The sequence below is a fragment of the Protofrankia symbiont of Coriaria myrtifolia genome (assembly GCF_900634755.1).
Taxonomy (GTDB): domain Bacteria; phylum Actinomycetota; class Actinomycetes; order Frankiales; family Frankiaceae; genus Protofrankia; species Protofrankia coriariae.
Window position 1 is genome coordinate 1 of record NZ_CAAAFS010000090.1, and the last position, 12177, is coordinate 12177.

Here is a 12177-nt window from a genome sequence, read left to right on the forward strand (position 1 = left end):
AACAGTCAAAGAGGCTCGCACACCCTGTCGATGACTCCCATATTACTCGATCCGCCACGCGTCTCACCGCGTCGGAAGTGAAGAACGATCCCGCAGCCCCACACCGTGGTCAAAAAACGAAATTATTTTCCGGCAGTTCCCTGCGACCGGTATGACGACGTGCACCCGACAGCGCTGTCGGTGCGTGCCAGCGTCACCGGTGCCGGTATCGGCACCAGCGCCGGCATCGGCACCATGGCGGATGTGGTGGGGCGACGCTGCTTTGGATCCGGGACCGCTTCAGAACCAGGGGGACGTGGTGGCGACCAGGTCGTCCATATCGTGGCCGGTGCGTCTGTTGGCGAGCGCGGAGATGTCGTGCACGAGCCGGGCGACCCATTCCGCGGGCCGTTGCAGGGAGAGGGTCACCGCCCGCGAGGCATGGTGCCTGGCCTCGTAGGGGTCCGGACGCTCGCGGCTGAGCGCGGCCCGAGCCCGCGCCATGTACACCGCGATCACCATCCCGGTCTGCCCGCTGTCGGTGATCAGTTCGGACGCCCGTTCCAGGTGGGGCCCGGCGTCATCGGCGACGCCGACGGTGGTCAACGCTTCGGCGGAGGCGAGCGCGAGGTCGGCGGGGGAGTAGGTGTCGAGCGCGAATCCCGGACGTCCGTGCGCGGAGCTGCCCAGCAGCTCCATGATCTTCCAGGCGTGGGCCACCGAGCGCTGGACCCCGGCGACGTCCCCGACCGCGGCGTACGAGCTGGCCGAGACCTTGCCGGCGACCAGGGCCCGAGCCGGGCTCGTGCCGGCGATACGGCCCGCGGCATCGGCGATCTGCAGCGCCACCGCCGGGTTGTGCTGGCGTATCACCCGGGCGCGGACGGTCAGCGCGCGGCCGGCGAGTGGTCCGTCGCCGGCGGCCCGGGCCACCGTCGCGGCCCGGTCGGCCAGTGACACGGCATGACTGTGGCGGCCCTGGTCGTAGACGGCTCCCGCCATGGTGGTGGTCACGGCCGCGTGCAGCCGCATCCAGTCCAGCGCGACCGACCCCCGCAGCCGCCGCGTGCGCGGCACGGTGCGCATGACCTCTTCCAGGCTTGTCAGGCCGGCGACGATGTCGGTCAGATCGGAGGTCTCGTAGCTGTCCAGCGTCTGCCCCAGGGCCTGTGCACAGGCCTCGTGCAGATCGCTGGTGTTTGCCTGGTCGGTCATGGCGACAATGGGGGCCACAGCGGCTGTGAGTACCCGTCGTCGGTCGGCAGGCTCAGGCATGTCGGCGTCCTTCGGGTGCGTGCGGTCGTATTGCCGTGGTTCTCTTTCCACCCGAAGGGTGACAGGGCGGCGTGAGGCTCCCCGCGCTCACTGGCGCCGATACCGGCAAGCCGTGAAAGGGCACTCGCAACGTCACCACTTCCAGACCGAAGAGGCCGCTCGTTACCAAAGATAGCGTTTCAGAGCGCCTGCCGCTTCCGTGCCGGGATGTGGCGGTGTGTTGTACGTCTCTCGAGAGAGTCTCTGGGGAGAGATTACGCCGCCGGGCCGGTCGCGGCAGAGCGCAGGGCCTGCTGGGGTGAATTACCAGGCTGTAACGTCGTCTTTTTTGCGTAACATTGTTTCCGCATTATTGCGGCCTGCACGCCGATGTTTCCGCCGGATGACGTCGCCTCGGCCGTGGTGGGCCGACAGACGCGGCCGGCGCGGTTTCGCGGCTGGCCATGCTGGGCTGGCCATGCGTCCCATGTCCCTCCCGTGCGCTCCCAGCCGCCTGCTTTCCCCGGGGCCCACCCACGGCCTGCGGCAAGTGGGCGCGGGATGCGCAGGCGGGTACGGGAGACGCGGGGTACAGGAGACACGGGTACGGGAGGCATCCGGTACTCCGGTCGGGACGAGCGACCCGCGACCCGCGGGCGCATGGGCGGGAACCCGGACGGGGAACCCGGCCAGCACCGCGGGCATCGCCCGCGGTGCACGCTACGCCGGCGCACGACCCGTCCCGCGGTTTCCGCCGGCCGAGTTCTCGGATTCTGTCGGGCAGCCCTGTCCGGTGGACGCCTGCTGCCGGCGCTTTCCGCTCGGCGGCCCGTCGACTGGCCGGGTGCCGGTCGGGCACGTCCCATGCCGCCGATGGCCATCGGTGAGCCGTGATCCGTGCCAGGTGGGAAGAGCGGGAAAGGAGAGCCAAGATCTGTACGGGTGAGGGCGGGTGCGGCCGACGGTAAGGTGGGTCTCATGGCCGCCGACATCACCGAGGAGATCAAGGCTCTCGACGCGACGCTTGCCGGCATCGAAGCAGTTCTTGATCTCGATACTCTTCGGCGTCGCGCAGCCGATCTGGAACGCGAAGCGGCCGACCCGCAGCTGTGGAGCGATCAGGACCGCGCTCAGGCCGTGACCAGGCGGTTGTCGTCGGTGCGTGGGGACATCTCGCGGGTCGAGGCACTGCGCAGGCGTCTCGACGACGTCATCGCCGCCCTCGATCTGGGGGATGACGACCTGCTCGCCGAGGCCGCGAACGACCTGCCCACGCTCGCCCGCGACATCTCCGCGCTCGAGGTCCGCACCCTGCTCTCCGGCGAGTACGACGAGCGTGACGCGATCGTCCAGCTCTCGGCCGGCGCCGGCGGCGTGGACGCCGCCGACTGGACCGCGATGCTACTGCGCATGTACCTGCGCTGGGCTGAACGGCACGGATACGCCGCCGAGGTGTTCGACACCTCCGAGGCGGAGGAGGCGGGCCTGAAGTCCGCCACGTTCCAGATCAAGGCACCCTACGCCTACGGGACGCTGCGCAGCGAGCACGGCGTCCACCGGCTCGTGCGGATCAGCCCCTTCGACAACCAGAACAGGCGGCAGACCTCGTTCGCCGGGGTCGAGGTGACGCCCGTGGTCGAGCAGTCCGACCATGTCGAGATCGACGACAAGGAACTGCGGATCGACATCTTCCGGTCGTCCGGGCCGGGCGGGCAGGGCGTCAACACCACCGACTCCGCGGTGCGGATCACCCACCTGCCCACCAACATCGTGGTGACCTGCCAGAACGAACGCAGCCAGCTGCAGAACAAGGCCGCTGCCATGATAGTGCTCCAGGCGAAGCTGCTCGAACGCAGGCGGGCCGAGGAGGCCGCCGAGAAGCAGCGGCTGACCGGCGGCCCGCAGGACGTCTCCTTCGGCTCCCAGATCCGCAACTACGTTCTGCACCCGTACCAGATGGTGAAGGACCTGCGGACCGAGGTCGAGACGTCCGGCACCGCGGCGGTGCTCGACGGCGACATCGACGAGTTCATCGACGCGGAGATCCGCTGGCGGCGGACCACCGAGCAGCAGGGATAGCCACCGGCCGGTATTTTGTCCGTTTGTCCGTTTGTCCGTCTGTCCGCCCGAGGCCGACGTGAGCCGGATCTGGCTCGGGAAGGGCCGCGTCCTGACGTGTGGCGCCGGTACGCGTCCCTGCCATGTGCTGGATATACTCGGATATACATGGCCTGGTGTGTGGCCCCGAGGCGGGTGTGACCGTCCGGTTATTGTGCCGGAGTGCATCCCGATCCGGTTGATGACCGTTGGTGACCGCTGACAGGCGATTGCCTGTTGCGGTGCACGTGGTCTGGCACGGTGGCAGTCTCCTCGGTGAGCATCTTGCCGACGTCGCCTTCAAGTTCCTGTGTGCCGATCCGTGGCGTCCGCGGGTACGGGGTCTCGGCGTGCCGGTCCGTTTCTGGACGTCCGCACCGAATCCGCGGCCGCCCGGACGGGACGATCCGCCGCAGGCCGTCGATCTCGAACGGGCCGAACGCAACATCGTGGTGCTGCTTGTCGACGCGTGGCTGATGAGCGGCGGATGAAACGAGTACGTCACCGAACTCGTCGATATGACATCGACGTCATCTCGTCACTGGCTGTTGCCGGTGCTGCTCACCCGGAAGGTCGACCGGACCTCGTCGATCTCGGACGTGAACTGCCTCAGGCTCTATGAGACAACTCGTGAGCTGCGGGACCAGGTATTCGTGAACAAGATCCTGCACCGGCTTTTCCGGCATGTCACCGACGACGATTCTCCGCTCACCGTGCTGCTCAGCCACGCGTCGACGGACGGTCGGGGCGTGGCGCTGGCCGTGCGCAAGTACCTGCACGAGTGCACGGACGTCGGTGACTTTCTCGACGTGCACAGCATCGCCGCCGGCGAACGGCTTGTCGAGGCGATAGACCGGGCGATTTCCGCGTCGGCGTTCCTGGCGATCGTGACGGACTCCTACAGCTCCCGGGGATGGTGCCGGCACGAGGTCATCAGAGCCAAGCGTGAACTCGGTCCGATCGTCCTGCTGGACGGGGTCGAGGACTGCGACGAGCGTCGCTCACCCTATCTCGGGAACATTCCGGTACTGCGCTGGAAGCCGGACTCGCCGCTCGTCATGGAGCGGCTGCTGGGTCTGCTCCTCGCCGAGTCGTTCCGGCACCGGTATTTTCCCCGCCAGGTGGCCTGGCTGTCCCGGCTGCAGCGGGTCGACCGGCCGTACTACTGCCTTTCCCGGCCGCCCGAGCCGCTCACACTGCTTGAGCTGCGCCGCCGCAGCGGCTCGGTGGAGACGGATCTGACCGTTGTCTACCCCGATCCTCCGCTGGACAGCGAGGAGACGCGACTGCTGCACGAGTTCGAGCCGAGAATGCGGCTGATGACACCGACAATGCTCTTCTCGGCGTAAGCGTGCTGTTCTCGACGCGGCCGGACTGTTTCCGGCGCCGGGGAACGCGTCACGGACAGCAGGCCGGCCCCGGCCCACCGGCCGGGCCACGTGAAATACCCGGGGCGCGTGTCGCGCGTGTGGGGGTGCCGTTCGTATGGACGGGTGACGGACTGGTGCCCGCGCCTGCCGAAGGCCGTTCGCCTGCCGGAGACTGTCGGCCCGGTGGCGGTCATCCCGCCATCGGGCCGGGGCCCGTCACCCCCGCCGTGGTACCGGAATGCGGTCCCGGATTATCGTGCCGGAATGCGTCCCGACCTGACTGACGACCCTTGGTGAGCGCCGCCAGGCGGTCACGGCCGCCCGTCGCCGTACACGTGCTCTGGCGTTCCGGTGGTGATGCGGAGACCCGCCAGCTCGCCGACGCCGTTTTCACACACCTGACGGCCGACCCGTCGCAGCCGACCGCCCGTTCGCTGGGAATTCCGGTGCGTTATTGGTCGGCTGGCGGACCCGTCGACCGCCCGGACGGTCGTGGCGCGCGGTGGGCCGCCGACGTGCCGCCACCTGTCGATCTCAGCCTGGCCGAGCGTAACGTCGTCGTCCTGCTCATCGACAACGCGCTGGTGGGTGCCGGCTGGAACGACTATCTCGCGGAACTGTTGCGTGCTGTCGGCGCCGGACCCGGTAACTGGCTTCTGCCGTTCGCACTCACCTCCAACTTCGCCCGTGTTCCCGTCGCGGTCGATGTCGACGTCGTCGACCTGCACACGCTGCCGGCACATTTTCGTGAGCAGGTCCTCCTGAACCATGTCATCCACCGGGTGTGTCGTCAGGTCGGTGCTTCTGACCCGGTCCGGGTGTTCATCAGCTATGCGTCCGCGGATGGCGGTGCCATTGCCAGGGAGGTGGCCCGGCATCTTCGGTTTGAGACCGATGTCGACGACTTCCTCGACGCGCACCACATATCCGGCGGTGACCCTTTCGCCGATGTTCTTGACGCCGCGGCCACCAGCAGCGCGCTGCTCGCGGTGAACTCGGATTCCTATGGTTCACGGCCATGGTGCCAGCGGGAGTTCCTCGGCGCGAAGCGCGCGTCCATGCCGGTGGTCGTCCTGGACGCGCTCACGGACCGGTCGGTGCGTGCCTTCCCGTATCTCGGCAACGTTCCGACCGTCCGCTGGCATCGTGACTCACGAAGGGTTCTCGACCATCTGGTGGGCGTTCTGCTGACCGAGACGCTCAGGCACCGGTATTTTCCGCTGCGGGCCGCCGAGATGTGCGGCCGGCACGGTGTCGCCCTGCCTTCGTTCCTGCTGGCCCGGCCACCCGAACTGCTGACCCTGCTCGATCTGCCACGGAATTCCGTCGGAGGTGCGGCCCCGGTCGATCTTCTATATCCTGATCCACCGCTGGGTACCGAGGAGAGCCGGGTGCTGGCGAAGCTCGATGGTTCGCTGCGGGCGGTGACACCGACGATGCTGTTCTCGACATGACCGCTGTTCTCGACATGACTTTCGACATGACGGGACCCGTGACGGGACCCGCGGTGACAGAGTGCGCGAGGAGGTTGCTGTGAGCTCGCTCGCGGACATCCGGGTGGCCGTCTCGATCTCGGACAGCCCGGATCTCGCCCGGCGAGGGCTGGGCCTACCGCACCAGCGGCACGCGTTCGTGGAGATCGCACGGCATGTCCTGGCCGCCGGCGGTTCCCTCGCCTACGGCGGTGACCTGCGTGTCGGCGGGTACAGCCGGGTCCTGTTCGATCTCGTCGACACCTACGATCTGCCCGGCCGGCCCGGGCCGGAGCGGGTGACCGACTACCTGGCGTGGCACCTGTTCCTCCGGTTCGGGGTGGACGAACAGGCCGAACTCGTCGATGTCGCGACGGTGGTCGGTGTGCCGCCACCGGCCGACATCAGCCCCGACGACCCTGATCTACGGGACGACCCAGGCGCCACCGGCAACGGTGGTGGCGCGCTGGTGGCACGCTGGAAGCGGGCCCGCGCGCTGACCGCCATGCGTGAGCGCATGGCCGCCGAGACCGACGCGCGGGTGATGCTCGGCGGTGCCGTCGTCGTCGGTACGGGGCTCTATCCGGGCCTGCTGGAGGAGGCCGTGCTCACCCTGCGGGCCGGGCGGCCGCTGTTCCTGCTGGGTGGTTTCGGCGGCTGCACCGAGCGGGTCATCGAGGCCCTCACCGGCGGGCGGCCCCGTGACCTGGAGCTGGACAGTCAGCTCGCGGCCCGTCCGGGATACGCCGAGCTGGTGGCGCAGGCGGCCCGCGCCGGCACGCCTGTCGACTACGACGGCCTGCTTGAGGAACTGCGGGCGGCCGGCCCGCGGGCGCTCGCCAACGGCCTCGACCAGGCCGAGAACGAGGCGCTGTTCACCACGGACGACACCGACGAGATGGTGGCCCTCGTGCTCTGCGGCCTGCGCCGGATCAGCGGGAACCGCGGGTAGGAACCTCGGCTGGGGCAACGGTTCCCATCTACGGACGCGGAAGCCGTAGGTGACAGTCGTTGCCACGGTGACGGAGCCTACCTGCGGCTTTTCCGTGCCGGAGGTCGCACACTCTCATCGTGGGCAGACTCGACACGGAATCACCGGTGACGGCCGGGCATGGCGGCGACGACGGGCATGCGGGGGCCTCTCGCGGGGTAGCCCGTCCGAGCGCGACCGCGGACCAGAACAGGCAACGGAGCAACGGCCAGCACAGGGACCAGGCCCTGGAGTGGGAGCAGGCCCTGGAGCGGGACCAGGAGCGAAAGCAGGGCCAGGAGCGGGACTTGAACGGGGATCGGGAGGCGCGGGCCCGCCACCCGGCGGGCGGCTGGGTGGCGCTCGTCGGCGGCGGTCCGGGGCGGCCCGATCTGATCACCGTCCGGGGCCTGGAGCTGCTGCGCCGAGCGGACGTGGTGGTGGTCGACCGGCTTGCCCCGCGGGCCCTGCTCGACGACTTACAGCCCGAGGTCGAGATCGTGGATGCCGGCAAGGCGCCGCACGGCCACAACCTCACCCAGGAGCAGATCAACCAGGTGATCGTGGAACGCGCCCGACGCGGCCTGGGGGTGGTGCGCCTCAAGGGCGGCGACCCGTTCGTCTTCGGTCGCGGCGGCGAGGAGGCGCTGGCCTGCGCGGCCGCCGGGGTGCCCTGCGAGGTCGTCCCGGGAGTGACCAGCGCGACGGCGGTGCCGGCGCTGGCCGGCATCCCGGTCACCCACCGCGGGATCACCCAGGACGTCACGATCGTGTCCGGTCATGTCGACCCGTCGCATCCGGGCTCGACGGTCGACTGGGATGCCGTGGCGACCGGCCCCGGGACGATCGTCGTCCTCATGGGCATCGGCACGCTGGAGCGGATCACCGCTGAGCTGATCAAGCGCGGGCGCCGGGCGTCGACCCCGACCGCGGTGATCCGCGACGACGGCAGCGGCGATCAACAGGTGGTCACCGGCCCGCTCGCCGACATCCCGGCTCTGGTTGCCCGGGCCGCCATCCAGCCGCCGGCCGTCATCGTCATCGGAGATGTCGTCACGATAAGGAACGAGGTCGACACCTTACGGCAGAAGAAGTCCTGATCCTGCGGCGGCGAGGCCCTGATCCCGTGGCCCCGCGGGGCTGCCCGGCCGGCGTCCGGTCAGGATCACCAGTCCGGCCGCCTCCCGGCCCGGGCCGCCGACCAGAACCGGAGCCACGACGATGACCCAGCACCGGAGTCGACCGGCGACCGCGCTGGCTGCCGGCCCGACAACCACCTCCGAGCTGCCGTCTGGCTCCCAGCCGCCTGACCCCCGATCGTCCGGACCCGGGCCCGCGGCCGGGCCATGGGCAGCCCGGCTGCGGGCGGCCCGGTCATGGTTCGCCCAGGGCCTGCGGCGATTACGCGACTGCGTGGACGCGGTCGCCGAGGCGGGCCTTGCCGTGACCGTGGCCTGGTTGCTGGGCGTGTATCTCATCGGGGACGACCTGCCGTTCTTCGCGCCGGCCGCCGCGCTGATCGTCCTCGGGGTCACCCGCGGGCAACGGCTGCGGCGGGCGCTGGACATCTGGGTCGGGGTCGCGGTGGGCGTGCTGGTCGCCGATGTGATCTCCCATGCCATCGGCCCGGCGAGCGTCTGGTCGGTGGTGGCCGTCACAGTCCTCACCCTGTCCGTGGCCGCCTTCCTCGGCGGCGGGGCGATTCTCGTGGTGCAGTCGGCGGTGTCCGCCATCTATGTCGCCGTGACCACGCCGGTGGACGGCGGTCTCGTCCCCGCCCGGTTCTTCGACGCGCTGGTCGGTGGTGCCGTCGCCATCGCGGTCAACCAGCTGCCGTTGCGGACCGACCCGCTGACCGAGCTGGCCGACGAGTCCGCGCCGGTGTTCGAGCGGCTGGCCGACGTCCTCGACAGCGTCGCGGCCGCGCTGAAAGCAGATGATCACGATGCCGCCAGGCGGGCGCTGGAGGAGGCACGCAGCATCGACTCCGCGGTCGCGGCGTTCCACGGTGCGGTCGCCGTGGCCGAGGAGACGACCCGGTTCACCATCCTGCGCAGGCGCCGCTCGCCGTCGCTGGCGGCATACGGCGAAGTCGCCACGAAGATGGACCACGCGGTGCGCAACGTGCGCGTCCTCGCCCGGTCCGCGGTCATGCTGCTGCGGCTGGGAGCTCCGGCACCGCCGGTGCTCGTCGACGCGGTCAGCCAGCTCGCCGAGGCGGTCCGCGCGCTGGGCGGATACCTGACGGCGCTGGTCGAGGAGCAGGCCGGGGCATATCGGGGCCGCGGCGCGCGGACGCGGGCGCGCACGACAGCCCACCCGGTGACCGACGCGCGGGCCGACGCGCACCGCAGCGCCATGCGGGCCGTCCGGCTGGCCGCGCGGGCGCTGGCACCGGAACAGACGCTGCCCGCCGTGGTGATCGTGGGCCAGGTCCGTTCGGCCGCGGTGGACCTGCTGCTCGGCATGGGCCTTGACTTCGACGAGGTCATGCACGCCACGGACGAGGCACTCGGATTCGCCCCCGACAGCCCATGATCGCGGCCCGCATCGGGTACGCCGGGCGCCATCAGGCGCTATCGGACATCTCGCGGTTCAGTCGAAACGGATCGCGGTCAGGGCGCGTGCGTCGCGACGGTCGAGCACCCGGATCGACGACCAGCCCTCGCGGTACAGCGCCGCCGGGTCCGCGTCGCGCAGCCGGGCCCACGACCGTTCGTGGCGCCGGAACGCGCGGGAACGTACGCTCCGGCCCCGGGCCCGCTGTCCCGCGAGCGCGTCCGCCGACGGTGTGTCGATCAGGATGAGATGGACGGGCCGGTGGCGTAGCCGGGCGAGTCCGGTGATGGCCCGGCGCGCCCACCGCCGCGTCCCGCACTCGTGGACGACGAGGCTCTCGCCGCGCCGGAGCGTCATCCCCGCGATCCGGGCATAGTGCGCGACGTGTACCGCGGGCCGGTAGAGCCGGTACGGCAGGCGCGGCCCGAGCCGGGCCCGTAACGCGGTCCGGATGTCGGCGGAGTCCAGTACCAGCGGCCCGGTGCCCCACGCCTGTGTCCGGGGGTCCGTGCTGCCGCCGAACACGCGCCGGATGAGCGTGCTCTTGCCGGCCCCGGGGATGCCGGCCACGATCAGCACCGTGCCGGTGGGGTAGCGCAGCGTCCAGCCCGCACAGGCCGGATCGCCGGCGGGATCGCCGGCATGCGTGGGCTCGGGCCCGTCGAGGGCGTGGGTGTCACGTTCTGTCATGCCGCGGCCGGTCGTGTCGTGGCCGGTCATGCCATGGTCCGCCGTCTGGGCGCCGGTGCAGTTCTGGCCGGACGCGCTGGTGGGCAGCGTCACGCGGCGGCTGGGCAGCCCTGGTCCGTATCCGCCTGGAGATCCCGACAGTCGGGACGTCATCGGTGAAGCCGGGACGTCATCAGACTGTCCGCCGGGGCCGGTTCATGGTGGCCGGAATCGGTTCGCGGCGATCAGAACGAGGTGAGCCGCAGAATTCTGTCATCGCCGTCACGTGGTGAACCACGTCCATCCGTGTTGCTGGTTGTAATCCACAGTGATCCGTCGGGAGCGGCCACAGCGGTACGCAGGCGCCCGGCTTCGCCATCCAGCAGAGCGTAGGGTGTGCCGGCGCCCTTCCCGTCGAGGGGAACAGCCCAAAGCCGCTCGCCGCGGAGCGCGGCCACATACAGAGTATCGCCGATGACCGCGGCTCCACTCGGGGAGGACTCGGCGGGTTTCCAGGTGACGAAGGGATTGGTGAATCGGTTACCATCGGTGTCACCCCTGCCCTCGACAAGAGGCCATCCGTAGTTGTGCCCGGCCTCGATCAGATTGACCTCGTCGTAGGTGTTCTGGCCGAACTCGGTGGCCCACAGCCGACCGGTGGAGTCCCAGGCCAGGCCCTGGACATTGCGATGGCCGAGGCTGTACACGAGCGAACGCGGGTCGGGGTTGTCGGCCGGCGCCGAACCGTCGGGACGCATCCGCAGAATCTTGCCGTTCAGGCTGGACGCGTCCTGCGCCCTGCTCCTTTCCGAAGCGTCACCCGTACCGGCATAGAGCATGCCGTCGGGCCCGAACGCGATACGTCCACCATTGTGGACCGTGGCCTTCGCGATTCCGGTGAGAATTGGTTCGACGGCCGCGGGTGGTGTATCGCCCAACGGCAGCGGGAATCTCACGATCCGGTTGTCGGTGGCGGTGGTGTAGTAGGCGTATACGAGGTGGTCGGTGACATAGCCGGGGGAGACCGCCAGGCCGAGCAGACCGCCTTCACCGGAGCCGGTCGCGACGTCAGGAATGCGCATGATCTCGGTGGGCGCGCCGCCGTTCGCCGGCACGTGCACGATGCGGCCGCTGTCGCGTTCGGCTACCAGCGCGGAACGATCGGGAAGGAACGCCAGCCCCCAGGGCGCTCGCAACCCGCTGGCAACCGTCTCCGGCCGCTGTGAACCGTTCTGACCGGAGCCGGTGGATGTGCCCGCGAGATCGTCCGCCTGGGAGGTGTCGGTCGAGCCGCAGCCGGCAAGGACGATGCCGGCCAGCCCGACAAGAGCTACAGCCATGCGGGCGAGCAGGGTGCCGCGGATGGGACCATGACCGCCCGCCGCTCGGTCGGCGCGGCCGCGCGGCCGCAGCATGCTGACAGACGGCATCTGCTCTCCTCACGGTCGACGTCCTGACAGCCGGGCCGGCGACGGTGCGTCGCATCCGGTGCGGGCTACCCGTCCAACGTTCCGCTCACGCTGTGCGTGCCTCGGTGTGCGTGCCTTGGAACGCACGGGCGCCGAGCGGGGGCAGGGCAGCCCAGCTCCCGGCTCAGCCGTGGTGGGCGGCCAGCAGGGCGAGCATCAGGAGTACCGCCACAACAGCGATCAGCAGCTGCGGAGTGATCGTGAAGGATGCGTGGTGCATCGAGTCACGGGCCGACCGGCAGGACGGGCACCGAGCCTCGGCCACTGGTCCGGCGCATCGGGCGCATACCAGGTCCTCGCAGCACATGCCGTCGACCTCCCTTGCGTCCGGTTGCCCT

10 protein-coding genes are annotated in these 12177 nt (G+C 69.9%); 7 read left to right on the forward strand and 3 right to left on the reverse strand.

Going from position 1 to position 12177, the window contains the following annotated elements; translation table 11 throughout:
* Positions 1-279 precede the first annotated feature (279 nt).
* The gene (locus tag CM1CMNOD_RS05180; RefSeq protein ID WP_013872609.1) at positions 280-1254 is read right to left on the reverse strand and encodes a hypothetical protein; all 975 of its coding nucleotides are present in this window, start codon (positions 1252-1254) and stop codon (positions 280-282) included.
* 957 nt (positions 1255-2211) lie between these two features.
* On the opposite strand from CM1CMNOD_RS05180, the gene prfB reads away from it, so the two are divergent.
* The 7 genes from prfB (at position 2212) to CM1CMNOD_RS05215 (ending at position 9680) form a co-directional block, all read left to right on the forward strand.
* Entirely contained in the window at positions 2212-3312 is a 1101-nt protein-coding gene (prfB, locus tag CM1CMNOD_RS05185) for a peptide chain release factor 2 (protein WP_013872611.1), read from the forward strand.
* A gap of 230 nt (positions 3313-3542) precedes the next feature.
* Positions 3543-3821, forward strand: coding sequence for a hypothetical protein (locus CM1CMNOD_RS05190; protein ID WP_131772225.1), 279 nt, complete (start codon positions 3543-3545; stop codon positions 3819-3821).
* 63 nt (positions 3822-3884) lie between these two features.
* Positions 3885-4679 carry a toll/interleukin-1 receptor domain-containing protein gene (locus CM1CMNOD_RS05195; protein ID WP_043603047.1) on the forward strand — a complete coding sequence of 265 codons (795 nt, stop codon included), beginning with the start codon at positions 3885-3887 and terminating at the stop codon, positions 4677-4679.
* A 314-nt stretch (positions 4680-4993) separates the two neighbouring features.
* Entirely contained in the window at positions 4994-6154 is a 1161-nt protein-coding gene (locus CM1CMNOD_RS05200) for a TIR domain-containing protein (protein ID WP_013872612.1), read from the forward strand.
* 79 nt (positions 6155-6233) lie between these two features.
* A complete protein-coding gene (locus tag CM1CMNOD_RS05205; protein ID WP_131772226.1) occupies positions 6234-7124 on the forward strand; it encodes a hypothetical protein in 891 nt (296 codons plus the stop codon).
* Positions 7125-7450: 326 nt separating this feature from the next.
* Positions 7451-8242: a uroporphyrinogen-III C-methyltransferase gene (gene cobA, locus CM1CMNOD_RS05210; protein ID WP_050803706.1), complete on the forward strand. Its 792-nt coding sequence runs from the start codon at positions 7451-7453 to the stop codon at positions 8240-8242.
* Between the two features lie 121 nt (positions 8243-8363).
* A complete protein-coding gene (locus CM1CMNOD_RS05215) occupies positions 8364-9680 on the forward strand; it encodes an FUSC family protein (RefSeq protein ID WP_013872614.1) in 1317 nt (438 codons plus the stop codon).
* A 57-nt stretch (positions 9681-9737) separates the two neighbouring features.
* On the opposite strand, the gene CM1CMNOD_RS05220 is transcribed toward CM1CMNOD_RS05215, so the two are convergent.
* Positions 9738-10484 carry an AAA family ATPase gene (locus CM1CMNOD_RS05220; protein ID WP_131773864.1) on the reverse strand — a complete coding sequence of 249 codons (747 nt, stop codon included), beginning with the start codon at positions 10482-10484 and terminating at the stop codon, positions 9738-9740.
* Between the two features lie 131 nt (positions 10485-10615).
* Positions 10616-11800 (reverse strand): PQQ-dependent sugar dehydrogenase, encoded by a 1185-nt coding sequence (locus CM1CMNOD_RS05225; protein ID WP_131773865.1) that lies wholly within the window; start codon positions 11798-11800, stop codon positions 10616-10618.
* Positions 11801-12177 lie beyond the last annotated feature (377 nt).

Coding starts and splice junctions, on each gene's coding strand:
- CM1CMNOD_RS05180 (WP_013872609.1), bottom strand. CDS start 1,254: ATGCCTGAGCCTGCCGACCGACGACGGGTACTCACAGCCGCTGTGGCC.
- prfB (WP_013872611.1), top strand. CDS start 2,212: ATGGCCGCCGACATCACCGAGGAGATCAAGGCTCTCGACGCGACGCTT.
- CM1CMNOD_RS05215 (WP_013872614.1), top strand. CDS start 8,364: ATGACCCAGCACCGGAGTCGACCGGCGACCGCGCTGGCTGCCGGCCCG.
- CM1CMNOD_RS05225 (WP_131773865.1), bottom strand. CDS start 11,800: ATGCCGTCTGTCAGCATGCTGCGGCCGCGCGGCCGCGCCGACCGAGCG.